This window comes from Streptomyces panacea (assembly GCF_040560175.1).
Classification (GTDB): domain Bacteria; phylum Actinomycetota; class Actinomycetes; order Streptomycetales; family Streptomycetaceae; genus Streptomyces; species Streptomyces panacea.
This window is the reverse complement of sequence record NZ_JARJHW010000003.1, coordinates 47,444-72,762: the sequence shown is the minus strand read 5'-3', so window position 1 is coordinate 72,762 and position 25,319 is coordinate 47,444. Positions and strand designations below refer to the sequence as shown.

Sequence of the window (25,319 nt, the reverse complement as noted above, 5' to 3'; positions counted from 1 at the left end):
CTCCTCCCACCTATCGAAGCGGCCCCCGCCGGACTGGATCCGGCGGGGGCCGCTTCGGTTCGGGTACGTGTGGTCGGACGCCGGCCGGGGTGCGCTCCCGCTCGGCGGCGGCGGGCTCCTCGGCGAGACCCACCGTGCCGTGCGGCGCGCGCAGCGGCTGGACGACACTGCCGGTGAACAGGAACAGCGGGAGGAAGGTCGTCACGACGACCAGCCCGATCGCCGGCGGTAGCCGGTCGCCGATGGACCGGCGGGAGTCGACCAGGACCGCGTCCGCGCCGCCGACCGGCATCTCGGTGCCCGAGGGCCTCTCCAGCGGCCGGGGCGATCTGCTCCTCGCGGTCGATCCAGGCGCAGCGGATGCTCGCGGACGCCATGGCGCGGGTCGCGGCGGCGACGCCGGGCGCGGACGACCCCGGCGCCGCCGCCGAGCAGCGGCCGGCGGCGATCGGCCGGGGATACGTCGGCCTCGCCCCGGAGCGGCCCGGCCTCTTCCGCACGGCCTCGGGCCACTCGCTGCCGACCACCGGCGAGGACGCCGGCGGGGACGGTGCGACGCCGCCCGCCGACAGCCCCCAGTACCGCTCGTACGACCTGCTCACCGAGGCGCTGGACGAACTGGTCGCCACCGGCCGTACGCCCGCGCACAACCGCCCCGGCGCCGAGGCCACCGCCCGGTCGACGGCGCACGGGCTCGCGATGCTCATCCTCGACGGGCTGATGGGCCGGCCGCCGCTCGTGGACCGGGAGGCGGTGATCGAACGCATGACCGACATCATCGTCGCCGGACTCCTGGTGCCCCGGGGGCGCCCCGGCGGAGCGTGAATCGCGACCGTACGAGGCCGCCGCCGGGTGGTGGCGCGACGGCGCCCGACCACCCGCCCGGCGCCCGTCCGCTGCCTGTCAATCGTCAAGCTTCCGTCAAGTCCCGTGCTGCTGAGGAAGGTTGAAGCGACCCGTGGTGTTGTCGTCGGGCGCGAGGTCCCCCGGCGCGGCCGTGGGCGTTGTACAACGTAAGCTGTACCGGTGCTGATTCGTGGCAAGAGCGGCGATACGTCAGTAAGCCCCGGCTGACCGGCTGCGAATCCGCCCATATCGGCGGTATCCCAGTCGCCAGGCCGCGCGGCGTGTCCGAAATGGGATGTTTGGGTCGGCAGTGTAGAACGGGAGACGTGACGGCAATGACGGTTGATCTCCAGCTCCGCGAGGGTCGCGCCGTCCCCGCAGAAGGCGGTCCGAGGTGACGGGCGCCCCCCGGAGGGGGGCCGAGACCTCCTCGCGGGCCACCCTCGACAAGGCGTCAGGTGAGAACTTTCCCGTCGCCCCCTTCTTCCTGCCGCGCGCCTGGCGCGACGACCTGATGGCCGTCTACGGATACGCCCGCCTCGTCGACGACATCGGCGACGGCGACCTCGCACCCGGCGGCGCCGACGCCCGCCACCTCGGTCTCGACCCCGCGGCGACGGATGACCGGCTCGCCATGCTGGACGCCTTGGAGGCCGACCTGCGCCGGGTGTTCGACCCGGCGGGCCCCGCCCCCGGCCACCCGCTGCTGCGGGGCGTCGTCCCGACCGTACGGCGCCACGGGCTCACCCCCGAGCCGTTCCTCGGCCTGATCGAGGCCAACCGGCAGGACCAGTCGGTGCGGCGCTACGGCACCTACGACGATCTCCTCGCCTACTGCGAACTCTCGGCCAACCCCGTCGGCCGCCTCGTCCTCGCGATCACCGGCACCGCGACCGCCGAACGCGTCCGCCGCTCCGACGCCGTATGCACCGGACTCCAGATCGTCGAGCACCTCCAGGACATCGCCGAGGACCTGGCGAGCGACCGGATCTATCTGCCCGCCGACGACATGAAGCGGTTCCATGTCACCGAGGCGGACCTCGCTGCGCCCACCGCGAACGCCTCCGTCCGGAGCCTGATCGCCTTCGAGGCCGAGCGCGCCGGTCAACTCCTCGACGAGGGAGGGCCGTTGGTCCACAGCGTGCACGGCCGGCTCCGACTACTTCTCGCCGGATTCGTCGGCGGGGGGCGCGCCGCCCTCTCGTCGGTCGCCGCCGTGGGACACGATGTACTGCCCGGACCGCCCAAAGCCACCACGCCACGTCTGCTGCGTGAAGTGGGAGCAGTCCTGCGGAAAACGCACAGAAAGGGGTGAACCGGATCGTGGAGGGACAGACCCCCGTGTCGGCACCGGTACAGGCCGCGTACAGCTATTGCGAGGCCGTCACCGGGCAGCAGGCCCGTAATTTCGCCTACGGCATCCGGCTGCTGCCCGCCGAGAAACGGCAGGCCATGTCGGCGCTCTACGCGTTCTCGCGGCGCGTCGACGACATCGGCGACGGCACGCTGGAGCCCGGGGCCAAGCAGTCGAGGCTCGAAGACACCCGCGCCCTCCTCGGACGGATCAGGAACGGCGGTATCGAGGAGGACGACACCGACCCCGTCGCCGTCGCGCTCACCGACGCGGCGGGCCGCTTCGCGCTCCCGCTCGGCGGCCTCGACGAACTGATCGACGGCGTCCTGATGGATGTGAAGGGCGAGACGTACGAGACCTGGGACGACCTCAAGATCTACTGCCGGTGCGTCGCCGGAGCCATCGGCAGACTCTCGCTCGGGGTGTTCGGCACCGACCCCGCCGCGCCGGGCGCCGAGCGTGCCTCCGAGTACGCCGACACCCTCGGCCTCGCGCTCCAACTGACCAACATCCTGCGCGACGTACGCGAGGACGCAGGCAACGCGCGTACCTATCTCCCCGCCGACGACCTCGCCAAGTTCGGCTGCTCGGCCGGCTTCGACAGCGCCACCCCGCCCCCCGGCTCCGACTTCGCCGGGCTCGTCCACTTCGAGGTCAGACGCGCCCGCGCGCTCTTCGCCGAGGGCTACCGGCTGCTGCCCATGCTCGACCGGCGCAGCGGCGCCTGCGTCGCCGCCATGGCGGGCATCTACCGCCGGCTCCTCGACCGCATCGAACGCGACCCCGAGGCGGTCCTGCGCGGCCGGGTCTCGCTGCCGGGACGCGAGAAGGCCTACGTCGCCGTACGCGGGCTCTCCGGACTCGATGCCAGGAACATCTCCCGGCAGACCGTCAGGAGGCGCCCGTGACGCCGCCGCCCGGCGGCGCCGGCGGCGAATTCGGCGTCCCGCGATCAACCACCCGGGGATCTGTCGCGTCCCTGACTGCGACAGTCGCGGGGGAGGGCGCATGACGACATCCGACAGCACGACGACACGCCACGCGGTCGTCGTCGGCGGCGGCATCGCCGGTGTCACCGCCGCGCTCCAGCTCGCCGACGCCGGAGTGCGCGTGACGCTCGTCGAGGGCCGCCCCCGCCTCGGCGGTCTCGCCTTCTCCTTCACCCGCGACGAGTTGACCGTCGACAACGGCCAGCACGTGTATCTGCGCTGCTGCACGGCCTACCGCTGGTTCCTCGACCGTGTCGACGGCGCCGCCCTCGCCCCCGTACAGGACCGGCTCGACGTCCCCGTACTGGACGTGGGACGCGACCGGCCCCGGGTCGGACGGCTGCGCCGGGGCGTCCTGCCCGTACCGCTGCACCTCGCCGGCGGGCTCGCCACCTACCCGCACCTCTCGCTCGCCGAGAAGGCCGCCGTAGGACGCGCCGCGCTCGCCCTCAAGGCGCTCGACCCGGCGGACCCCGCGCTCGACGGCATCGACTTCGCGACCTGGCTCGGCCGGCACGGCCAGTCGCCGCGCGCCGTCGAGGCCCTGTGGGACCTCGTCTGCGTCGCCACCCTCAACGTCCGAGCCGCGCAGGCCTCCATGGGTCTGGCCGCGATGGTCTTCAAGACCGGCCTGCTCTCCGAGCGCGCCGCCGCCGACATCGGCTGGGCCCGGGTGCCGCTCGGCGAGCTGCACGACACGCTGGCCCGCAAGGCCCTCGACGCGGCGGGCGTACGGACCGAACTGCGCACCCGCGTCACGGCCGTGACCCGCGGCGAGGACGGGCGCTGGAGCGTCGAGCTACCGGGGACGCGCATCGAGGCGGACGCGGTGATCCTCGCCGTACCGCAGCGCGAGACGCACGCGCTGCTGCCCGACGGCGCGCTCGACCACCCGGGCCGGCTCCTCGACATCGGCACCTCGCCGATCCTCAACGTGCACGTCGTCTACGACCGCAAGGTGCTGCGCCGCCCCTTCTTCGCCGCGCTCGGCACCCCCGTCCAGTGGGTCTTCGACCGCACCGACGCCTCGGGGCTGAAGGACGGCCAGTACGTGGCGCTGTCGCAGTCGGCCGTCGCGGACGAGATCGACCTGCCCGTCGCCGAGCTGCGCGACCGCTACCTGCCCGAGCTGAAACGTCTCCTCCCGGCCGCCAGAAGCGCCGAGGTGCGGGACTTCTTCGTCACCCGGGAGCGGACGGCGACCTTCGCCCCCACTCCCGGCGTGGGCCGTCTGCGCCCCGCCGCGAGCACCCGCGCGCCCGGCCTCTTTCTCGCGGGGGCGTGGACCGCGACCGGCTGGCCCGCGACTATGGAGGGCGCGGTCCGCAGCGGCTTCAACGCGGCGGGCGCGGCCCTGTCCGAACTCGGCCGTACCCATCGGCATCCGCTGCGGGAGGCGGCGTGAGGCCGGACGCCGCCGTGACGGGCACGGCAGCGAAGAGCACGGCGACGGAGAGCACGACAAGAACAAGCGCGACAAGAACAAGCACGACGAGGACCAGCGCGACGAGGACCAGCGCGGCAAGGACGAGTACGGCGACGACGCGTACGGGACCCATGAGTACTGCAGAAAGAGGAGAAACCGTGCCGACTGTGCCCCCGGCGAATCCGGCTGTCGACACCGCGGACGTCTTCGCGCTGCTGGAGCGCGGCCGAGCCCTGTCCACCCCCGTGCTGCGGGCCGCCATCGGCCGGCTCGCCCCGCCGATGGACACCGTCGCCGCCTACCACTTCGGCTGGATCGACGCCGAGGGGCGGCCCGCCGACGGTGACGGCGGCAAGGCCGTACGGCCCGCGCTCGCCCTGCTGTCGGCGGAGGCGGCCGGATCGCCGGCGGAGACCGGTGTCCCCGGCGCCGTCGCCGTGGAACTGGTGCACAACTTCTCGCTGTTGCACGACGATCTGATGGACGGCGACGAGCAGCGCCGGCACCGGGACACCGTCTGGAAGGCGCACGGCCCCGCCCAGGCGATCCTCGTGGGTGACGCGCTCTTCGCGCTCGCCAACGAGATCCTGCTGGAGATCGGTACCGTCGAGGCGGGCCGCGCCACCCGCCGGCTCACCACCGCCTCCCGCAAACTGATCGACGGCCAGGCGCAGGACATCTCCTTCGAGCACCGCGAGCGGGTCACCGTCGAGGAGTGCCTGGAGATGGAGGGCAACAAGACGGGCGCCCTGCTCGCCTGCGCCGTGTCCATCGGCGCCGTCCTCGGCGGAGCCGACGACCGGACGGCCGACGTCCTGGAGTCGTACGGCCATCACCTCGGACTCGCCTTCCAGGCCGTCGACGACCTGCTCGGCATCTGGGGCGACCCCGGGGCCACCGGCAAGCAGACCTGGAGCGATCTGCGCCAGCGCAAGAAGTCCCTGCCGGTCGTCGCGGCTCTCGCCGCCGGGGGGCCCGCGTCGGAACGGCTCGGTGAACTGCTGGCCGCCGACGCCAAGAGCAGCGACTTCGCCAGCTTCTCCGAAGAGGAGTTCGCGACCAGGGCCGCGCTCATCGAGGAGGCGGGCGGCCGGGAGTGGACCTCGCAGGAGGCCCGCAGGCAGCACACCGTCGCCATCGAGGCCCTGGGCGGCGTTGACATGCCCGAAAAGGTCCGCGCGCAGCTCACCGCGCTCGCGGACTTCGTCGTCGTACGGAAGAGATGATCACCACCGCCATTCGAAAGAGATGATCACCATCGCCATTCGCATATCCGCGCTCACCGGAGGCTGACGCGCCGTCAGCCTCCGCAGTCGCCGTTCGTTCGGGCCGTTCGCGATCCGGCGGACGACGGAGACCCCAGCACAGCAGAGGACCAACTGCACGTAAGGGGAAGCCATGACAGCGACGACCGACGGAAGCACCGGGGCCGTGGGACCCCGTGCTGCCGCGGCGAGCGAACCGTCCGACATCACTCCCGTCGTGAGCGACATCGGAGAGGTCGCACGGCGTGCCACCGCACGATCCGTCGAGCATCTGCTCGGCCAACAGGACGCCCAGGGCTGGTGGAAGGGCGACCTCGAGACCAATGTGACCATGGACGCCGAGGATCTGCTCCTCCGTCAGTTCCTCGGGGTGCAGGACGCGCGGACCACGGAGGCGGCCGGCCGCTTCATCAGGGGCGAGCAACGCGCCGACGGGACCTGGGCCACCTTCTACGGCGGGCCCGGCGAACTCTCCACCACCATCGAGGGATACGTCGCGCTGCGCCTCGCCGGGGACAGACCCGACGACCCGCACATGGCCCACGCCGCCGCCTGGATCAGAGAACAGGGCGGCATCGCCGAGAGCCGGGTCTTCACCCGGATCTGGCTCGCGCTCTTCGGCTGGTGGAAGTGGGACGACCTGCCCGAGGTACCACCCGAACTGATCTTCCTGCCCAAGTGGTTCCCGCTGAACATCTATTCGTTCGGCTGCTGGGCGCGGCAGACCATCGTGCCGCTCACCATCGTCTCGGCCCTGCGGCCCGTCCGTCCCGCGCCGTTCGCGCTCGACGAGCTGCACGCGGACGTCAGTCGCCCGAACCCTACCAAGCCCCTCGCGGCGGCCGCGAGTTGGGACGGGATCTTCCAGCGCATCGACAAGGCACTGCACCTGTACCACAAGGTCGCACCGCGCGCCGTACGCCGCACGGCGATGAACGCGGCGGCCCGCTGGATCGTCGAACGCCAGGAGAACGACGGGTGTTGGGGCGGCATCCAGCCCCCGGCCGTCTACTCGGTCATCGCCCTGCATCTGCTCGGTTTCGACCTCCAGCACCCGGTGATGCGCGCCGGACTCGAATCGCTCGACCGCTTCGCCGTCTGGCGCGAGGACGGCTCGCGCATGATCGAGGCCTGCCAGTCCCCGGTGTGGGACACCTGCCTCGCCACGATCGCGCTGGCCGACGCCGGTGTGGGCGCGGACCATCCCGCGCTCGTCAAGGCGGCGGAGTGGATGCTGGACGAGCAGATCGTGCGCTCCGGCGACTGGGCCGTCCGCAGGCCGGGACTGACCCCCGGCGGCTGGGCGTTCGAGTTCCACAACGACAACTACCCGGACATCGACGACACGGCCGAGGTCATCCTCGCCCTGCGCCGGGTGGCCCACCCGGACACCGTGCGCATGGACAAGGCCGTACGGCGCGGCGCGCGCTGGACGCTCGGCATGCAGTCGAAGAACGGCGCCTGGGGCGCCTTCGACGCCGACAACGTCAGCCCGTTCCCCAACCGGCTGCCGTTCTGCGACTTCGGCGAGGTCATCGACCCGCCGTCGGCCGACGTCACCGCGCATGTCGTGGAGATGCTGGCGTACGAGGGCCTGGCCCAGCACCCCGACACCCGGCGCGGCATCGAGTGGCTGCTCGCCGAACAGGAGGCGGACGGCGCCTGGTTCGGCCGCTGGGGCGTCAACTACGTGTACGGGACGGGGTCCGTCGTACCGGCCCTCGTCGCCGCCGGGATGCCCGCCACCCACCCCGCGATCCGCCGCGCGGTCGGCTGGGTGGAGTCCGTACAGAACGACGACGGCGGCTGGGGCGAGGACCTGCGCTCGTACCGGGAGGAGAAGTGGATCGGGCACGGCGCGTCGACCGCCTCGCAGACCGCGTGGGCGCTGCTCGCGCTCCTCGCCGCCGGGCGGCGCGATACACCGGCGGTCGAGCGCGGCGTGGCCTGGCTCGCGGCGGCACAGCGGGAGGACGGCTCCTGGGACGAGCCGTACTTCACCGGCACCGGGTTCCCGTGGGACTTCTCTATCAACTACCACCTCTACCGCCAGGTCTTCCCGCTCACGGCCCTCGGCCGGTACGTCAACGGGGAGCCGTTCGCGGACCGGGCGCTCGCCCGCGCCGAACGGCTGGGGGACGGCCGCACGAGGAACGTCGACGAGCGGCGGCCGGACAGCCGGGCGGACAGCCGCAAGGGGGCCTGATGGACTCTCCCTCCGACCGGGTCGGCCCCCCCGATCTGCCCGGCGACCCGGCCGCCACACCGCTGCTGATCGCCTGCGCCCTCGGCATCGAGCAGGTGGCCCTGCGCAGTGGCCTGCAGAGCGGTCCCAGGGGCCGGGGCGGCCGGCCGGAAGACGCCGGGCCCGTCACCGTGCTCCGCACGGGCATGGGCCCCAAGAACGCCGAGCGCGCGACGGCGCGCGCGCTCGGAACGGACCGGAACAGGGACGCGGTCGTCATGGCGTCCGGATTCTGTGCCGGCCTGGTCCCCGGCATGAAGCCGGGGGACCTGATCGTCGCCGAAGAAGCCCGGGGCCCCCACGGCTCTACGCCCTGCACGGGAACAGGGCTGCTCGTGGAGGCGCTGTCCCGGGCGCTGCCCGGACGTACGGTGCACACCGGCCCGCTCACCGGATCCGACCATGTGGTGCGTGGCCCCGAGCGGGCCGGACTGCGCGCCACGGGAGCCGTCGCCGTGGACATGGAGTCCGCCGCCACGCTCCTCACTGCTCTGAGCGCCGGGTCCCGCCCGGTTGCGGCCGTACGGGTGGTCGTGGACGCCCCAGAGCATGAGCTAGTCCGAATTGGCACGGTACGCGGTGGAATATCAGCCTTCCGTGTCCTTCGTGCCGTCATTCCGGCTTTTCTTGAATGGCACCGTTCTTTGCTGCTCCCCAGGAGGTGAGCTAGATGGCCATGCCGCTCCGTCAGACCATCAGGGTCGGGACATACCTCGTTGAACAGAAGCTCCGCAAGCGTGAGAAGTTCCCACTCATCGTTGAGCTGGAACCCCTCTTCGCCTGCAATCTCGCGTGTGAGGGCTGCGGCAAGATCCAGCATCCGGCCGGGGTCCTGAAGCAGCGCATGCCCGTGGCGCAAGCGGTGGGGGCGGTGCTCGAATCCGGGGCACCGATGGTCTCCATCGCCGGCGGCGAGCCGCTGATGCACCCTCAGATCCATGAGATCGTCCGGCAGTTGGTGGCGAAGAAGAAGTACGTCTTCCTCTGCACCAACGCGATGCTGATGCGCAAGAAGATGGACAAGTTCACGCCGTCGCCGTACTTCGCCTTCGCCGTGCACATCGACGGCCTGCGCGAGCGGCACGACGAGTCCGTCGCCAAGGAAGGGGTCTTCGACGAGGCCGTGGAGGCGATGAAGGAGGCCAAGAAGCGCGGCTTCCGGGTCACCACCAACTCCACCTTCTTCAACACCGACACCCCGCAGACCATCATCGAGGTCCTCAACTACCTCAACGACGACCTGAAGGTCGACGAGATGATGATCTCGCCCGCCTACGCCTACGAGAAGGCACCCGACCAGGAGCACTTCCTGGGCGTCGACCAGACGCGGGAGCTGTTCAAGAAGGCGTTCTCCGGTGGCAACAGGGCGCGCTGGCGCCTGAACCACTCACCGCTCTTCCTGGACTTCCTGGAGGGCAAGGCCGACTTCCCGTGCACGGCCTGGGCGATTCCCAACTACTCGCTCTTCGGCTGGCAGCGCCCCTGCTATCTGATGAGCGACGGGTACGTCCCGACGTACAGGGAACTGGTCGAGGAGACCGACTGGGACAAGTACGGCCGGGGCAAGGACCCGCGCTGCGCCAACTGCATGGCGCACTGCGGCTACGAGCCGACGGCCGTGCTGGCCACCATGGGCTCCCTCAAGGAGTCGCTGCGAGCGGTTCGGGAGACGGTCGCCGGGAGCAAGTAGGGCCGGCGGCCCGTGACGTCATGCCTCGGGAGGGACAGCGGCGCCCGCCGCTGTCCCTCCCGAGGCCCGACAGGCAGTCACAGAGAGCTGACGGATCCGCCGAGGATCCAGAGGGGGCCGAACATGTCGATACTGGAGAACATCCGGGGACCGCGCGACCTGAAGGCGCTGGCCGGGGCCGAACTCGACGAACTGGCCGAGAACATCCGGGAGTTCCTGATCCCCGCCGTGGCCAGAACCGGCGGGCACCTGGGGCCCAACCTCGGGGTGGTGGAGCTGACCATCGCCCTCCACCGGGTCTTCGACTCCCCGGCCGATCGCATCCTGTGGGACACCGGACACCAGAGCTACGTACACAAACTGCTCACCGGCAGGCAGGACTTCTCCAAGCTGCGGACCAAGGGAGGCCTCTCCGGCTACCCCTCGCGCGAGGAGTCCGACCACGACGTCATCGAGAACTCCCACGCCTCCACCGTGCTCGGCTGGGCCGACGGGCTCGCCAAGGCCCGCCAGGTGCTCGGCGGCGAGGACCATGTCGTCGCGGTCATCGGGGACGGGGCGCTCACCGGCGGCATGGCGTGGGAGGCGCTCAACAACATCGCCGCGGCGAAGGACCGCCCGCTGATCGTCGTCGTGAACGACAACGAGCGTTCGTACGGCCCCACCATCGGCGGCCTCGCCGGACACCTCGCCGCCCTGCGTACCAGCGACGGCTACGAGCAGGTCCTCGCGTGGGGCAAGGAAGTCCTGCGGCAGACGCCCGTGGTGGGCCGGCCGCTGTACGGGTCGCTGCACGGCGCGAAGAAGGGCTTCAAGGACGCCGTCGCCCCGCAGGGCATGTTCGAGGACCTCGGGCTCAAGTACGTCGGCCCGATCGACGGACACGACATCGGAGCCGTCGAGGCGGCCCTGCGCCACGCGAGCCGCTTCACCGGCCCCGTACTGGTCCACTGCCTGACCGAGAAGGGCCGCGGCTACCAGCCCGCGCTGGACGACGAGGCGGACCGCTTCCACACCGTCGGCGTGATGGACCCGCTGACCTGCGAACCGCTGGCGCCGCCCGGCAAACCCTCCTGGACGTCGGTCTTCGGCGACGAGATCGTCGCCATCGGCGAGGAGCGGCCCGACGTCGTGGCCGTCACCGCCGCCATGCTGCACCCGGTCGGTCTGACGGGATTCGCCGCGCGCTTCCCCGACCGCGTCTGGGACGTCGGCATCGCCGAGCAGCACGCCACGGTCTCCGCCGCCGGGCTCGCCACCGGGGGACTGCACCCCGTCGTCGCCGTCTACGCCACCTTCCTCAACCGCGCCTTCGACCAGCTGCTCATGGACGTCGCGCTGCACAACTGCGGAGTCACGTTCGTACTCGACCGGGCCGGCGTCACCGGCGTCGACGGGCCCTCCCACAACGGCATGTGGGACATGTCGCTGCTCCAGTGCGTGCCGGGCCTGCGGATCGCCGCCCCACGCGACGCGCGGCAACTCCGGTCGCTGCTGCGGGAAGCCGTGGACGTGGCCGACGCGCCGACCGTGGTGCGCTTTCCCAAGGAGCCGGTGGGCGAGACGATTCCGGCCGTCGGACGGACGGGCGGCCTCGACATCCTGCACGGGCCGGGGGCCGCCGGGGCGGACGTGCTGCTCGTGTCGGTCGGCGCGCTCGCCGGGGTCTGTCTCGGTACGGCCGAGCTGCTGGCCGCGCGCGGCATCGGCTGCACCGTGGTCGACCCCCGGTGGGTCAAGCCCGTCGACGAGGCGCTGGCGCCGCTGGCCGCGCGCCACCGGATCGTGGCCGTCGTGGAGGACAACAGCCGCAGCGGCGGCGTCGGCTGGGCCGTGGGGCAGGCACTGCGCGACGCCGGGGTGGACCTACCGCTGCGTACCTTCGGCATCCCCGAACAGTTCCTCGCCCACGCCAGGCGCGGCGAGGTGCTCGCCGACATCGGGCTCACCCCGGTCGAGATCGCGGGACAGATCAGCGCCGCACTGACGCGCAAGGAGAACACGCAATGACGGAGCAGGCGACGCCCCGGACCCGGGGCAAGGGCTTCGACCTCGCGAAGCTGCTGGCCGAACGCGGCGGCGAGCGCTACGAGTTGCACACCGCGCACCTGAACCACCAACTCCCGCGCATGCTGCGGACCATCGGCTTCGACAAGGTCTACGAGCGCGCCGAGGGTGCCTACTTCTGGGACGCCGAGGGCAACGACTACCTCGACATGCTCGCCGGCTTCGGCGTGATGGGGCTCGGCCGGCACCACCCCGTCGTACGCGAGGCGCTCCACGACGTCCTCGACGCCTCGCTCGCCGACCTCACCCGCTTCGACTGCCAGCCGCTGCCCGGCCTGCTCGCCGAGAAGCTGCTCGCGCACAGCCCGCACCTGGACCGGGTCTTCTTCGGCAACAGCGGTACGGAAGCGGTGGAGACCGCCCTGAAGTTCGCCCGGTACGCCACCGGGAAGCCCAGGATCCTCTACTGCTCGCACGCTTTCCACGGGCTGACCACCGGCTCGCTCTCGGTCAACGGCGAGGACGGCTTCCGGGACGGCTTCGCACCACTGCTCCCCGACACCGCGATCGAGATCGGTGATCTCGACGCGCTGGAGCGGGAGTTGAAGCGCGGCGACGTCGCGGGCTTCGTCGTCGAGCCGATCCAGGGCAAGGGCGTGAACGCGACACCGCCCGGCTTCCTGCGGGCGGCGCAGGAGTTGCTGCGCCGGCACAAGGCGCTGCTCATCGCCGACGAGGTGCAGACCGGGCTCGGCAGGACCGGCGACTTCTACGCGTACCAGCACGAGGAAGGCGTCGAGCCGGACCTGGTGTGTGTGGCGAAGGCGCTCTCCGGCGGTTACGTGCCGGTCGGCGCGACCCTCGGCAGGGACTGGATCTTCCGGCAGGTCTACTCCTCGATGGACCGCGTGCTGGTCCACTCGGCCAGCTTCGGCTCCAACGCGCAGGCGATGGCGGCGGGCCTGGCCGTCCTGTCGGTGATCGAGGACGAGCGAATCGTCGCCAACGCCAGGGCGACCGGCGATCTGCTGCGGTCGCGGCTTGCCGCGCTGGTGGACCGTTACGAGCTGCTGAGCGAGGTGCGCGGCCGGGGACTGATGATCGGTATCGAATTCGGGCGGCCGACATCGATCGGGCTGCGGAGCCGCTGGGCGATGCTCCAGAAGGCCCGGAAGGGTCTCTTCGCGCAGATGGTCGTGGTGCCGCTCCTGCAGAAGCACCGCATCCTCACCCAGGTCTCCGGGGACCATCTGGAAGTGATCAAGCTGATTCCGCCGCTGACCATCGGGGAGCGCGAGGTCGACCGCTTCGTGACGGCCTTCACGGCCGTGATGGACGACGCGCACGGCGGTGGCGGGCTGATGTGGGACTTCGGCAGGACGCTGGTGAAGCAGGCCATCGCCAACCGGTGAGCGGGAGTCCGCCGAGGCTGGGGTTTGCCTCTGAGGTAAGAAATTTGCCTCAGAGGAAAATTCCTGGCGCAATGGAGGCATGAACAACCCCGCCGCCCTCAGCGAGCACGACCCCGCGACAGAGGCCCTGCCCGACGTCGCGCCCCGGCTCCGCGAGCTGCGCCGCGGCCGGGGGCTCACCCTGGAGGCCGCCGCCGGACGGGCCGGGCTCTCCCCGGCCCACCTCTCCCGTCTGGAGACCGGGCGGCGCCAGCCCTCGCTGCCGATGCTGCTCGGTCTGGCCCGCGTCTACGGTACGACGGTCTCCGAGCTCCTCGGCGAGGAGCCTCCCGAACGCGATCCCGTCATCCGCGCGGCGCGGGCCGAACCCGTGGAGGCCGACGGCTGGATCTACCGCCAGGCGGGCAGCCCCTCCGGCCGCGCGATGCAGCCGCTGCGGGTGACGGTGCCGTACGGGGCGCAGGGCGACCTCGTCCGCGTCCATCCGGGGGAGGAGTGGATCCACGTCCTGGAGGGGCGGCTGCGGCTGGGCCTCGGGGACGCCGTCCATGTGCTCGATCCCGGGGACAGCGCCCACTTCGACTCGATGACCCCGCACCGCATCGCGGCGGCCGGTCCCGCCGGCACCGAGCTGCTGTTCGTACACACCCTGCTGACCAGCCCGATCGCCGAGCTGTGCCTGCCGGGCGGGGCCCACCGCCGCTGACCCGTCGTCACCTTCGACCGGACCGGCCGGGCCGGATCAGACCGGCCGGGCCGGACCAGACCAGAGAGGCCGTCACCGTGCCAGAGAACACCCCGGAGCAGCTCCGGGAGCCGTTGCCCGAGGCGCCCGCCAAGTCCGTCATGGACGAGGAGAGCAACTTCCCGCGCGGCCTCGCCATCCGGCTCTTCGTCTACCTCGTCGCCGGCCACGCCGTGGCCGGCTTCCTCTGGCTGCTCTTCGAGGCGGGCGCCAAGTAGGCCCGGCGCCCCCCCCGAAAAGCAGCCCTCAGCCCTCGTCGACGAGACGCGTCCGCAGTCGCTCGCGCGTCTCGTCCGTCAGCCCCAGGCCGTCCGTGAGATAGCGGTCCACGCTGCCCCACGTCTCCTCCATCGTCGTGAACGCCGTTTCGAGATACACGGCGCGCGCGTCGAACAGCGGCGCGAGCAGCTCCAGCACCTCCGGCGAAGTCCCGCCGGGCGACGGGTCGCTGCGCCGTACCCGGTATCTGCGGTGGGGATCGTTCGACTTCAGATAGTCGGCCTCGATCGCCTCCCGCTCCACGCCCACGGCGAGCAGCGACACCGCGATGGAGAGACCGGCCCTGTCCTTGCCCGCCGCGCAGTGCATCAGCGCGGGCAGGCTCTCCTCGGCCAGGGCGTGCAGCACGTGCCGGTGTTCGGCGGTGCGGTCCAGAATGATCGAACGGTACGAAGCGGACATCCGGGCCACGCCCTTGCCGTCGGCCAGGATCGACCGCAGCTGGTCGAGATCGCCGTCACGGACCATCTTCCAGAACTCGGTCCCGTCGGCCGGGTCGGTCAGCGGGATGTTCACGTTCCGTACGCCCGGCAGCTCGACGTCCAGGCCGTCGAGCTTCTGGTCGGCCGCGTTGCGGAAGTCGAAGACCGTGTGCAGCCCCAGCGACGTCAGGAACACCGTGTCCTCGGCGGTGGCGTGCGCGAGGTGGCCGCTGCGGAAGAGCCGTCCGTGCCGTACGCGCCGCCCGTCGGCGGTCGGCAGACCGCCCACGTCGCGGAAGTTGCGGACACCGGCCAGGTCGGGCTCGGCCGGCGGGACCTGCTGCGGCACCTCGTGCGTCACGTGAGCTCCTCCGCGTCTGCGGCCGGCGCTCGTCGCCGACGCTGTCGCGCTCCGACTTTACGACATCGGTTCCCGCTGAAATCGCTTCAAGAAGAGGGCTTCTGTCCGTATTGAGTGATTACGCATAACGTGCCCCGGTCGCGGCGGAGATGGGCGGTGATCGGCCTCGGCTGGTGAGCAGGATCATATCCGTGACGGTGTGTGGCCGCGCCGAGGAAGGGGAATTGGGACGGCGCACGGAATTCGAAGATCCGTAATCCACGCAGGGTGACCGCGCGCGGCGGCCGATATTCGAGGCCGGATTGTTGAAGGAATACAACGGCTTGTACGGGTCGGCCCACCCGGCTTACGGTCACCGCAATCCGAGCGGATCGCCGAATCCTGCCGCCGTTCGGAATCCGCATCCACCCAGCACTCATCAACGTGTGGCAGGAGCGGGGGACCCAGGTAGTACGCCGGCCCGGACATCCGGACGGCTTGGGGTGAAGTCGCGTCACGGCGCGGCCGGGCATCTCCAGCTCGAACCCGACAGCTCACCTCGTAGGCGCCGGAGAGGAAATCGCCATGCCCGCAAAGGGTAAGCACCGTCGTCCGAGGACCAACCCGATCACGCGCGGATTCGTCGCCGCCGGAACGGGTGGCGCCGCCATCGCAATTCCGCTCATCGGTGCCACGGGCGCCCATGCCGCCGAGCAGACCGCCGCCCCGTCGGTCGCGCACACCGCTTCCGTCGCCTCCGCTCCCGCCGCCGCTCCGCAGACGGCGCGGCAGGCCGCGACCGCCCAGACCGTGAAGACGTACTCGGTCACGGCGGGCGACTACCTCGCCAAGATCGCCGAGTCGCAGAAGGTCAGCGGCGGCTGGGAGAAGCTGTACGAGGACAACCGCGAGGCCGTCGGTGACAACCCGTCGCTCATCCACCCGGGTCTGAAGCTCACCATCGGAGCCAAGGCCAAGGCGTCCTCCGAGGGCAAGGCCGAGGCCGCGCCGAAGAAGGCCGCACCGAAGAAGGCGGCGCCCGCGAAGCCCGCCCCGGCCGAGCCCGCCCCCAAGGCCGACACCACGGCGAACCAGCCCGCGGCGCAGAGCGACGCCTCCGGCTACACCGCCCCCGTCGACGGCGCGGTCACCACCACCGCCTACCGCGCGGCCGGCGGCAGCTGGTCCAGCGGCTACCACACCGGCGTGGACTTCGCGGCCTCGTCGGGCACCACCGTCAAGGCGGTCGGCCCCGGCACCGTCGTCTCGGCAGGCTGGGCCGGGTCGTACGGCAACGAGGTCGTCATCAAGCACGACGACGGCCAGTACTCGCAGTACGCCCACCTCTCCTCGCTCGCCGTCTCGGCGGGCCAGAGTGTCGGCGGCGGTGACCAGATCGGCCTCTCCGGTTCCACCGGCAATTCCACCGGGCCGCACCTGCACTTCGAGATCCGCACCGGCCCGAGCTACGGCTCCGACGTCGACCCGCTGGCGTACCTGCGCGAGCACGGCGTTTCTCTCTGAGAATGGTCGTCGGCCGGCGCCCGGTGCGCCGGCCGACGACCATTCCCGTATTCCGGCTTGAACGAATTTTGACCGGTGGCGTTTCTCACCGGCGTCAACACCTCCTTACGGTCGCGTAGGTCACATACGCAAGTGAATGATGTTCAGCTGTGGCTGACGATTCGAGAGCGAAATTCAGAAGCACCTTCGGGTCGTACGCCGCCATCGGTGACAGCTTCACCGAGGGCGTCGGCGATCCCGGGCCGGGCGGAATCTATGTCGGCTGGGCGGACCGGCTCGCCGTACTGCTCGCCGATCGCACACCGGACGGGGCGGCCGTCGCCGACCCCGACCACGGTTCGTTCCGGTACGCCAATCTCGCCGTACGTGGACGGCTGCTCGACCAGATCGTGGCCGAGCAGATCCCGCGCGCCAAGGAACTCGCCCCGGACCTGGTGACGTTCTGCGCCGGCGGCAACGACATCATCCGGCCCGGCAGCGACCCCGACGATGTCGCGGAACGCTTCGAGCGGGCACTCGCCGACCTCACCGGCGCCGTCGGCACCGTCATGGTCCCCACCGGGTTCGACACCCGAGGCGTGCCCGTGCTGCGCCATCTGCGTGGCAAGATAGCCACGTTCACCGCGCACGTCCGCTCCATCGCGGACCGCTACGACTGCCCGGTCCTGGACCTGTGGTCGCTCAAGTCGGTCCAGGACAGACGCGCTTGGGGCGGCGACCGGCTGCACCTGTCACCGGAGGGCCACACCCGCGTGGCCCTGCGCGCGGCCCAGGTCCTCGGCCTCGACGTCCCCGCCGACCCCGACCAGCCGTGGCCGCCGCTGCCGCCACGCGGCGCGCTGGAGGTGCGCCGCGACGACATGCAGTGGGCGCGTGAATACCTGGTCCCCTGGATCGGCCGCCGCCTCCGGGGCGAGTCCTCGGGCGACCACACGGTCGCCAAACGCCCGGACCTGCTGCCGCTGCCGCGTCACTGAGTCACCGGCCACCGCCCACCGGCCGGTATCCGTTCCAGGACGCCGCCCGCGAAGACGTCGTACAGCGGCAGTGTCTCCAGATGCACGTAGCCGATGTGGCAGTCGCAGACCGCGAGCGGGCACGCCCGCGGTTTCAGGGCCGCGCGGTACGAGCCGTCGTAGAGGTTGCCCAGCTCCGCCGGGACGAAGTGGCAGCGGCGGACCGTGCCTTCGCCGTCGACCGAGATCACCGACTCGCCCGTACGGCACGGAAGGCCGGCCGAGCGGTGGGGGTGGCGGCTGTACGGGAACAGGGGGTCGACCGACGTCCAGTCGGCGGCCTCCGGATCCGAATAGGCGCGCCCCTCCGCCGCGTTGACCCACAGATAGACGTGCTCCGGGAGATCGGCGCGCAGGCGGCGGGCCTGGTCGAGGTGGTCGGGGAGGCCGACGATGCCGACGCTGAAGCGGATGCCCGCGGCGCCCAGCTCCCGGCACTTGGTCAGGAAGCGGTCGTAGGGCGTCTGGCCGGGGTGGTACGTGCACCACAGGGCCAGCTTCGCCGGGTCGGCGGCCTTCAGCCGGTCCGTGCGGCAGCTGAGATTCGTCTGGATGGCGACCCGCGCGACATGGGGAAGATGGGAGAGGTCGGTGAGCGCCCGCACGTACCAGGAGCGGGTGAGGCCTTCGCCCCACGGGGTGAAGAGGACCGACAGCCGGTCGTCCGTCCGCTCGGCGGCCCACTCCGTGAAGCGCGTCAGCGCGGCCCGGTCCGCGCGCAACTGGTCCCCGCTGTCACGGCGCTTGGCGAACGGGCAGTAAGGACAGTCGTAGTCGCAGGAGGCGAGCGGGCCACGGTAGAGGATCGTCAGGTCCACGTCTGCCTCACTTCGGTTCGTAACCGGCCATCGCGGCCCGGACGGCGGGGGAGAACAGGGCCGGGCCCAGCGCGTCCGAGTGGGCGAGACCTTCCGGCGAGAGGCGCAGCAGGCCGGGCCCGGCGCCCGTGTCGAGCCAGCCGAGGTCGGCGAAGCGGTCCAGCTCGGTGGGGAAGTCGTCGGCGGGGTGGCTGCCGAACCGTAGCCGGTAGTCGTCCACCGCCATGCCCTCGGCCTGGAGCAGTGACTGGAGGAGGTGGCGGCGGCGCGCCTCGTCCGTGTCGACGGCGCGGCCCACCTCCGCGCGGGAGAAGTCCTCGGTGGTCGTGTAGTCGTCGATGATGTTCCGGATCTCGCGCATTCCGACCGCGTAGTCGAAGGAGTAGTGCAGGTCCGAGGTGTAGGAGCGGGCGCCGCAGCCGAGGCCGATCATCCCGTCGGTCTGGCACGCGTGGTCGACAGCCCGGTCGTCCGCCCCTTCGCGCGCGGCGCCGGGGAGGCGGAACATGCGCATCGACACCTGCTCGTAGCCCTCCGCGAGGAGATGGTCCCTGCCCCGCCGGTAGAGATCGAGCCGCTGGGCGTCCCACGCGGCCTCACTGGGGTGCGCGCGCCGCCCGAGCGGGGTCAGCGGCCGGGCGTACAGCGGGTAGAGATACAGCTCCTCGGGCCGCCAGGCGAGCGCCGCGTCGAGCGAGAGCCGCCAGGACCGCGCGGTCTGGCCGTCGATGCCGTAGATGAGGTCGATGTTGAGGACCGGGATCCGCGCGTCCCGGATCCGGCCGAGGGCGGCCTCGACGTCGGAGCGGCGCTGCGGGCGCACCGCCGCCTTCGCCTCCTCCTCGACGAAGCTCTGCACGCCGATGCTCAGCCGGGTGGCCCCGCGGTCGGCCAGCACCGACAGCCGGTCGGCCGTGGCGGTCGACGGCGACGTCTCCACGGAGAGCGGAACGGCCCGCAGATCGGCGCCCATCCGCTTCTCGGCGATGTCGCACAGCCGCTCCAGCTCACCGGCGGTCAGGAAGGTGGGCGTGCCGCCGCCGAAGGCCGCGGCCGCGAAGCGCACCCCGTCGCCGTGGATCGCGTCGCCATGGATCGCGTCGGCCACGGCGGTCGCCTGCCGGTCCAGCGCGTCCAGATAACGCGTCGTCAGTTCGTCCGGCGCGCCGATCCGCGTGAAGAGGTTGCAGAAGCCGCAGCGGACCTCGCAGAACGGTATGTGCAGATAGAGCGAGAGCGCGTCCTTGCGTTCACCGGCCCACAGATCACCCAGGGCCGGACGGTCGGCCAGCGGGCGGTACGCGGTCTTGTGCGGATAGGCGTAGACGTAACTCTCGTACGGGCGCGGGGCGGTGGTCATGGCGGTCGTATCGGTCATCAGGGTGCCCCTGGGTCCAGGAAGAAATGGGCGTACGGCACGGTCCAGACGGACTCGTGGCCGAGACGGTGGCCCGTCCAGCCGTCGTCCCCGTAGGCCGTGCCGTGGTCGGAACAGACGATCGTGAAGCAGCGGCGCCGGCTGCTCGCCGCGGCGAACAGCCGGCCGATGTGCCGGTCGACGTATTCGAGCGCGGCGGCGTGCGTCTGCCGCGAGTCACCCGCCTCACGGGTGGCGCCGGGCAGATGGAACCAGTTCGGCTGATGCAGTGACGGCACATTGACGAAGAGGAACAGGCGCTGACCGGTGGGCAGTTCAGCCACGACCCGCTCCGCGCGGGCCACCTGCGACTCGAACGACGTCGGCGACGCGACGCCGAACTCCGGCTCCCAGTGGCTCTCCTGGAACATCCCCGGCAGTACGGAACCGAGCGCGCCCCGCTTGTTGAAGAAGCCGACACCCCCGACGCACACCGTCCGGTACCCGGCGTCCGCGAGGCCCGACACGAGGTCGGGCGTGTCGAAGACGAACGTCCCCTCGGCCGTGGACTCGCTCCCCTCGAACCGCGCCGCGAACAGCCGAGGATGCGGGCCCGGCGCGGCGGGCGTCGGCAGGAACCCGGCGAACATCGCCTGGTGCGAGGCGTAGGTGAAACTGCCGGGAGCGTGCCGCTCCTCCCAGCGCCCGCCGGGGAGATGCCGGGCGAGATTCGGCAGCCGGCCCGCCGCGGCCAGCTCGGCGGCCACGTCGTACCGCAGGGTGTCGAGGGTGACCAGCAACAGGTCGTCGTGGCCCACGACACCACTCATGTCGGGCAGTTGCGCACCCGTGGTCCCGGAACTCGTCGTCCCGAGACCCTTCGCGCCGGAACCCGCGACATCGGAACCGGTGACATCGGAACCGGTGGTCTCAGAGGCGCGCACGGCGCTCCCCTCCCGCGCGTGCCCGCAGAGCCGCGAGCTGCGCCCCGTAGGTGTCCAGGCCCTCCGCGCCGCTGCCCGGCAGTCCGGTGAGACCGGGCAGCAGATCGCCGAAGGCGTTGACCTCGCCGACGGCGAAGCGGCGCCAGCCGGTCGACGGCAGCAGGTCCACCCCCACGCAGTGCGTGCCGGGGAAGCAGGCCGCGGCCCGCTCGCAGATCTCCAGGGCGGCGGCCCAACTCGCGCCGCCGCTCGCCGCTTCGGTCGCCGCCCGCACCGCGTTCAGATCGCCGCGCGCCCCGCCGAGATGCAGGTTGGTCATGGGCGACGAACTGGTCCGTACGACGGCGTGCGTCGCGCGGCCCGCGACGACCAGCACCCGCAGGTCGGCCGCCCTGCCCTGCTGGGTGGCCTTCGGCAGCCACCGCTCGACATGCAGCCCGTCCGGGGCCAGCGTGTCGACGATCGCCGCCACCTCCCGCTCGGTGGTCAGCCGCCGTACCCGCAGGGAGTTGAACAGCCGCCCCGCCGTGTCGCGTTCGACCGAGGTCGTCGCCCGCACCCGGCCGGGACCCGCGATCTCGACGGCCAGCACCCCGGAGGCCGACGAGCCGTGAGCGATCTTGACGAACGCCCGCCGCATGCCGGGACCGTCCATCAGCGCGCGGACGTCGTCCCAGCCACGCACGGGCGGGGCACCGGGCCCCGACGTCGGCGACGGCGGCACGGGCACGGAGGCCACGTCCAGCACCCCGTGGCACAGCCGCTTGTCGAACAGCACCGCCAACTCGTCCGGGTCGTCCAGGAGATCGGCCCCCGCCTCCCGTACGGCACGGCCCAACTCCCGTACGGCCGAGGTGAACCGCTCGTACCAGAGCGCCGTGCCCTCGACCCGCGTCGGATCGTCCGCGCCACGCAACAGCCGCTCCACCGCCGCGTCCTCGCCGGGTGACTCGATCCGTACGACCTCACCGGGCCGGAACTCGGCTCGCCCGCCCAGTACATCGAGCCAGGCCACCTCACGGGCCGCCGGCAGGCCCGCCGCCCCGACCGCCTCCCGGAACAGCCGGACCCGGCGGCCGGCCGGATTGCCGACGACCGCGAGGCGCGGCCCGCCGCTACTCCGAGAGGGCGACATAACGCCACTCGTCGTCCTCGAAGATGTCGTCGACCGGTTCAAGACTCACCCGCACACCGTGCGGCTCCAGAGCCTCCTGGATCCGCGCGGTCCAGGCCGGTGACATGAAGTGGTGGTCCAGGTCCAGCTCTTTGAGATGGGTGAGCGGCTGTCCGGCGAGGAGCGCTTCGGCGCCCTCGTCGCCGAGCGTGCCCATGGACAGCGCCAGTGATTCGAGCCCGGCCACGACCGGCGCCGAGGCCACGGCGCCGACGATCTCGTCCTGGATCTCGCTGTTCTGGAGCCCCAGATGGCGCAGCCGCGGGAATCGGCCGCCGTCGAGGAGGGGCGCCAGATCGGCGACGGTGGCGCTGCCGCCGTACTCCTCGACGCCCAGCCACAGCTCCAGATGCTCCAGTGCGGGCAGCTCGCTCGCGCCGACGGCGCGGACGACGGAGCCCGGCAGCCCGCCCGATTCGAGACGCAGCACGCGCAGATGCTCGTGCTTCACCGGTCGCAGCCGCAGATCACCGTTCTGGTACGTGTCGCCGCAGCCCTGCGCACCGAACTCCTCGAGCAGTGGGAACGCCTCGATCGCCGGGGTGACGTCGGTCATCATCAGCCAGGAGATCTCGCACCGCTCGCTGTCCACGTCCGCCAGGAACAGCGCGCGCAGAGCGGGGAACCGTGCCGCGTCGGCGATGATCAGCTCCATGGCGGGTGCCAGCCCCGAGTACTCACCGGTCCACCACGGACCGATGACCAGCGCGCGCACGCGCCCGGTGTCCACGGTCTCCGTGAACCGCCGCCACAGCCGGGCGAAAGTCCACTCCTTGTCATACCCGCAGTCGAGCCGCCAGGCGACGGCGTCGGGCTCGGGCAGCGCCCCCGGTGCCGGGACCTCGTCGAGGGGGAGGGTGAAGAAGGGCAGTCCGTAGAGCTCCTCGAAGGGGTTGATCTCCACGGCGCCGCTCATTCCGCCACCGCCGTGTAACGCGACTCGTCGTCCCTCGCGGACTCGCACTCCGAGAGATCCACGACCACACCGGCGGGCTCCAGCGTCGCGCGGATCCGCTCGCGCATCGGCTCACTCAGATAGTGGTGGTGCAGATCGAGCTTCTTGAGGTGCGTGAGCGGCTGACCCCCGAGCAGCGCCTCGGCGCCCTCGTCACCGAGGGTGCCCATCGACAGGTCGAGCGTCTCCAGCCGCGCCACGACCGGCGCCCCCGCCAGCGCCGCCGCGATGTCGTCCTGGATCTCGCTGTTGCGCAGCGCCAGTGACTTCAGGGCGGGCAGACGCGCCCCGGTGAGGAACGGATCCAGGTCGGCCACGATCGTGTTCGCGCCGTACCAGGACACGCCCAGCCAGATGTCCAGATGCTCGAGCGCGGGCAGGTCGGCCGCGCCGATGTTCCGCACCACGTCGGCGTCCAGACCGCCCGTCTCGACCGTCAGCGAACGGAGCCGCTCGTGCGTGATGCCGGTCATGTTCAGATCCTGGCCGCCGCGCACCCCGAAGGAGCGCAGCTGCGGGAGTCCGTTGATCAGCGGCGCCATCGCCGTCTGGTTGATCCACGAGATCTCGCACTCCTCGAAGGTGATGTCACCGAAGAACAGCGCCCGCAGGGAGGGGAGTTGATCGCCCGCGGCGACGATGGCCGCTATCGCGCCGTCAGGGGGCGAATCGTAGGCCTCGGACCAGGCCCCGACGATCAGCGCGCGGACCTCGGCGGTGTCGACGGCCTTGAGGAAGCGGGCGAACGCGGACTCCCACTCCTCCTCGCTGTCGTACGCGTCGACGCTGACGCGCCACGCCACCGACCCCGCGTCGGGGAGCTTCGCCTCGGCTTCGGCTTCGGCGACGGGGAAGTCGAACGCGGGCAGGCCGTCCAGCTCCTGCAGATGGGTCGAAACGGTCATGGCGAGTGCTCCAGACACCGGGCGTCGGCGTTGATCGGCTTGCTGCTGAGAGAAGTTGTAACAGGCCCCACTGACAAGCCCGGTTCGGGGTCGGAGCCGAATGTCAGACCCACCGTCTAGCGTCGTTCACAGGTCGGCGCACTCGGCGCCGCCCGGTCGAGGGGAGAGCCATGTACCGGCAGGGAGACGTGCTCATCGTGCCCGTCGCGGACGAGAGCGTGCCGTCCGGGACCGCCCAGGCGCGGAGCGAGCCGAGGGACGCGCGGGGCCGCCTCGTCCTGGCGCTCGGTGAGGTCACGGGACACGCCCACGCGGTGACGGGCCCCGGTCTGCTCGTCCGGGAGACGGGCGGCGAGTTCGGGCCGATGCTGCTCCATCTGCCCGAGGGCGGCCGGGTGGTGCACGAGGAGCACGCGGCGATCCCGCTGCCCAAGGGGTGGTTCCGCGTGGTGCGCCAGCGCGAGTACCTGCCGGGTGCGGTGCGCGTCGTCGCCGACTGAGGAGCGACGACCGGCGGCAGGGCGCCACGGCGCAGTACAGGGCAGTTCGCGGTACACGGGACAGTGACGACAGGGGACGGGGCTTCAGACATGCAGCATGTGGACAAGTGGCGGGGCGTCGCGGCGGCGACGGGGGCGGCCGACCGGCCGGCGGCCGAGGCGGGGATACGGCTCGCCTACCGCACGGCCGGACTGACCGAGCCGGAGCGCATCATCTGGGCGGACTCCCCGCTCGCCGGACTCGCCGCCGTCCGGTCCCTCACCGATCAGGGCCGATCGGTCCGTGAGGAGGTCCGCACCAAGCCGTGGGCCGAGGAACGGCGGCGTATCCACGACGAGTTGGGCCCGGCGGGCTGGGCCGAGTGGTGGGGCGCCACCGGCGCCCGCCTGTGGGACACCACCCGCGCGCTCGCCGAGCGGATCCGCTCCGGCATCACCGACGCACTCGGCACGGAGGCTGTCGATGTTCCCGAGACACGTCAGCTGCTGCTCGACGCGGTCCTCGGCCAGCACGACGCCGCCTGGCTCGCCGCCTTCGACGGCCGCGGCGACCGGCTCGCGGGACTCGCCGACGTCGCGGCACACGCGGGCTGGTGGTGGCCCTACGAGAACGTGACAGTGATCTGCGAACGGCCCGTGGAGCTGCACCGCGACGAGGCCGGACGCCTCGACCGCGGCGACGGCCCGGCCCTCGCCTACCCGGACGGCTTCGCTCTGTACGCGTGGCGCGGTATGCCCGTCCCGGCCGACTTCCTCGCCGAACTCACCTCGCTCGACCCGGCGAGGATCCGCGCCGAGGAGAACGCCGAGCTGCGCCGCGTGATGCTGGAGCACTACGGCTACGACCGCTATCTCACCGAGTCCGACGCCAAGCCGATGGGCAAGGACGAGACCGGCATCCTCTGGCGGATAGCGCTCGAAGGGGACGAGGACGTCGTGATGGTCGAGGTCGTCAACTCCACCCCCGAGCCCGACGGCACGAGCCGCACCTACTGGCTGCGGGTGCCGCCGGGGACTCGTACCGCCAAGGAGGGCGTGGCCTGGACGTTCGGCCTGGACGCCAACGAGTACGAACCGATGAGGCAGACCTGACCGGCTGAGGTTTC

At 71.5% G+C, this 25,319-nt stretch carries 24 protein-coding genes and 1 riboswitch; of the genes, 16 read left to right on the top strand and 8 right to left on the bottom strand.

Annotated features, from left to right (window positions below; all coding sequences use genetic code 11):
• Positions 1-10: 10 nt before the first annotated feature.
• Positions 11-292, bottom strand: coding sequence for a hypothetical protein (locus P3L51_RS01770; RefSeq protein ID WP_354603246.1), 282 nt, complete (start codon positions 290-292; stop codon positions 11-13).
• Positions 293-360: 68 nt separating this feature from the next.
• On the opposite strand from P3L51_RS01770, the gene P3L51_RS01765 reads away from it, so the two are divergent.
• The 12 genes from P3L51_RS01765 (at position 361) to P3L51_RS01710 (ending at position 14,197) form a co-directional block, all read left to right on the top strand.
• Complete coding sequence (locus tag P3L51_RS01765; RefSeq protein WP_354603193.1) at positions 361-825, top strand: TetR-like C-terminal domain-containing protein; 465 nt, start codon at positions 361-363, stop codon at positions 823-825.
• Positions 826-1,240: 415 nt separating this feature from the next.
• Positions 1,241-2,161 carry a squalene synthase HpnC gene (gene hpnC / locus P3L51_RS01760; RefSeq protein WP_354603192.1) on the top strand — a complete coding sequence of 307 codons (921 nt, stop codon included), beginning with the start codon at positions 1,241-1,243 and terminating at the stop codon, positions 2,159-2,161.
• Positions 2,158-3,108, top strand: coding sequence for a presqualene diphosphate synthase HpnD (gene hpnD / locus P3L51_RS01755; protein WP_354603191.1), 951 nt, complete (start codon positions 2,158-2,160; stop codon positions 3,106-3,108). The genes hpnC and hpnD overlap by 4 nt, the downstream gene beginning before the upstream one ends.
• A 58-nt stretch (positions 3,109-3,166) precedes the next feature.
• Positions 3,167-4,594: a hydroxysqualene dehydroxylase HpnE gene (gene hpnE / locus P3L51_RS01750; protein ID WP_435594359.1), complete on the top strand. Its 1,428-nt coding sequence runs from the start codon at positions 3,167-3,169 to the stop codon at positions 4,592-4,594.
• 188 nt (positions 4,595-4,782) lie between these two features.
• Positions 4,783-5,841, top strand: coding sequence for a polyprenyl synthetase family protein (locus P3L51_RS01745; protein ID WP_435594358.1), 1,059 nt, complete (start codon positions 4,783-4,785; stop codon positions 5,839-5,841).
• A gap of 172 nt (positions 5,842-6,013) precedes the next feature.
• Positions 6,014-8,086 (top strand): squalene--hopene cyclase, encoded by a 2,073-nt coding sequence (gene shc, locus P3L51_RS01740; protein WP_354603188.1) that lies wholly within the window; start codon positions 6,014-6,016, stop codon positions 8,084-8,086.
• Positions 8,086-8,790 carry a phosphorylase family protein gene (locus P3L51_RS01735; protein WP_354603187.1) on the top strand — a complete coding sequence of 235 codons (705 nt, stop codon included), beginning with the start codon at positions 8,086-8,088 and terminating at the stop codon, positions 8,788-8,790. The genes shc and P3L51_RS01735 overlap by 1 nt, the downstream gene beginning before the upstream one ends.
• Positions 8,791-8,795: 5 nt before the next feature.
• A complete protein-coding gene (gene hpnH, locus P3L51_RS01730) occupies positions 8,796-9,815 on the top strand; it encodes an adenosyl-hopene transferase HpnH (RefSeq protein ID WP_354603186.1) in 1,020 nt (339 codons plus the stop codon).
• Positions 9,816-9,938: 123 nt separating this feature from the next.
• Entirely contained in the window at positions 9,939-11,825 is a 1,887-nt protein-coding gene (dxs, locus tag P3L51_RS01725) for a 1-deoxy-D-xylulose-5-phosphate synthase (protein WP_354603185.1), read from the top strand.
• Entirely contained in the window at positions 11,822-13,234 is a 1,413-nt protein-coding gene (locus tag P3L51_RS01720; protein WP_354603184.1) for an aspartate aminotransferase family protein, read from the top strand. Before dxs ends, P3L51_RS01720 begins: the two co-directional genes overlap by 4 nt.
• Positions 13,235-13,313: 79 nt before the next feature.
• Positions 13,314-13,940, top strand: a complete 627-nt coding sequence (locus P3L51_RS01715; protein WP_354603183.1) for a helix-turn-helix domain-containing protein — start codon at positions 13,314-13,316, stop codon at positions 13,938-13,940.
• 77 nt (positions 13,941-14,017) lie between these two features.
• Positions 14,018-14,197 carry a DUF6126 family protein gene (locus tag P3L51_RS01710; protein ID WP_435594356.1) on the top strand — a complete coding sequence of 60 codons (180 nt, stop codon included), beginning with the start codon at positions 14,018-14,020 and terminating at the stop codon, positions 14,195-14,197.
• Between the two features lie 28 nt (positions 14,198-14,225).
• Here the strand turns inward: P3L51_RS01710 and P3L51_RS01705 are convergent, their stop codons facing one another.
• A complete protein-coding gene (locus P3L51_RS01705) occupies positions 14,226-15,029 on the bottom strand; it encodes a tyrosine-protein phosphatase (RefSeq protein WP_354603240.1) in 804 nt (267 codons plus the stop codon).
• 407 nt (positions 15,030-15,436) lie between these two features.
• Positions 15,437-15,603: riboswitch (cyclic di-AMP (ydaO/yuaA leader) on the top strand.
• Between the two features lie 2 nt (positions 15,604-15,605).
• Here P3L51_RS01705 and P3L51_RS01700 point away from each other — a divergent pair.
• Positions 15,606-16,544 (top strand): LysM peptidoglycan-binding domain-containing M23 family metallopeptidase, encoded by a 939-nt coding sequence (locus P3L51_RS01700; protein ID WP_354603182.1) that lies wholly within the window; start codon positions 15,606-15,608, stop codon positions 16,542-16,544.
• A gap of 149 nt (positions 16,545-16,693) precedes the next feature.
• Positions 16,694-17,521 carry an SGNH/GDSL hydrolase family protein gene (locus P3L51_RS01695; RefSeq protein WP_354603181.1) on the top strand — a complete coding sequence of 276 codons (828 nt, stop codon included), beginning with the start codon at positions 16,694-16,696 and terminating at the stop codon, positions 17,519-17,521.
• Here the strand turns inward: P3L51_RS01695 and P3L51_RS01690 are convergent.
• From P3L51_RS01690 to P3L51_RS01665, 6 genes are all read right to left on the bottom strand, one after another.
• Entirely contained in the window at positions 17,515-18,378 is an 864-nt protein-coding gene (locus P3L51_RS01690) for an STM4011 family radical SAM protein (RefSeq protein WP_354603180.1), read from the bottom strand. The two genes, P3L51_RS01695 and P3L51_RS01690, sit on opposite strands and share 7 nt — an antisense overlap.
• Before the next feature lie 7 nt (positions 18,379-18,385).
• Positions 18,386-19,756 (bottom strand): STM4012 family radical SAM protein, encoded by a 1,371-nt coding sequence (locus P3L51_RS01685; RefSeq protein ID WP_354603179.1) that lies wholly within the window; start codon positions 19,754-19,756, stop codon positions 18,386-18,388.
• Positions 19,756-20,565 carry an STM4013/SEN3800 family hydrolase gene (locus P3L51_RS01680; protein ID WP_354603239.1) on the bottom strand — a complete coding sequence of 270 codons (810 nt, stop codon included), beginning with the start codon at positions 20,563-20,565 and terminating at the stop codon, positions 19,756-19,758. Before P3L51_RS01680 ends, P3L51_RS01685 begins: the two co-directional genes overlap by 1 nt.
• A 100-nt stretch (positions 20,566-20,665) precedes the next feature.
• On the bottom strand, positions 20,666-21,814 hold the full coding sequence (locus tag P3L51_RS01675) for an STM4014 family protein (RefSeq protein WP_354603178.1): 1,149 nt from the start codon (positions 21,812-21,814) through the stop codon (positions 20,666-20,668).
• A complete protein-coding gene (locus P3L51_RS01670) occupies positions 21,795-22,769 on the bottom strand; it encodes an STM4015 family protein (protein ID WP_354603177.1) in 975 nt (324 codons plus the stop codon). Before P3L51_RS01670 ends, P3L51_RS01675 begins: the two co-directional genes overlap by 20 nt.
• Positions 22,766-23,713 carry an STM4015 family protein gene (locus P3L51_RS01665; RefSeq protein WP_354603176.1) on the bottom strand — a complete coding sequence of 316 codons (948 nt, stop codon included), beginning with the start codon at positions 23,711-23,713 and terminating at the stop codon, positions 22,766-22,768. Before P3L51_RS01665 ends, P3L51_RS01670 begins: the two co-directional genes overlap by 4 nt.
• Before the next feature lie 170 nt (positions 23,714-23,883).
• Between P3L51_RS01665 and P3L51_RS01660 the strand changes: the two genes are divergently transcribed.
• Complete coding sequence (locus P3L51_RS01660; protein WP_354603175.1) at positions 23,884-24,213, top strand: DUF8820 family protein; 330 nt, start codon at positions 23,884-23,886, stop codon at positions 24,211-24,213.
• 90 nt (positions 24,214-24,303) lie between these two features.
• The gene (locus tag P3L51_RS01655; protein ID WP_354603174.1) at positions 24,304-25,305 is read left to right on the top strand and encodes a DUF6745 domain-containing protein; all 1,002 of its coding nucleotides are present in this window, start codon (positions 24,304-24,306) and stop codon (positions 25,303-25,305) included.
• Positions 25,306-25,319 lie beyond the last annotated feature (14 nt).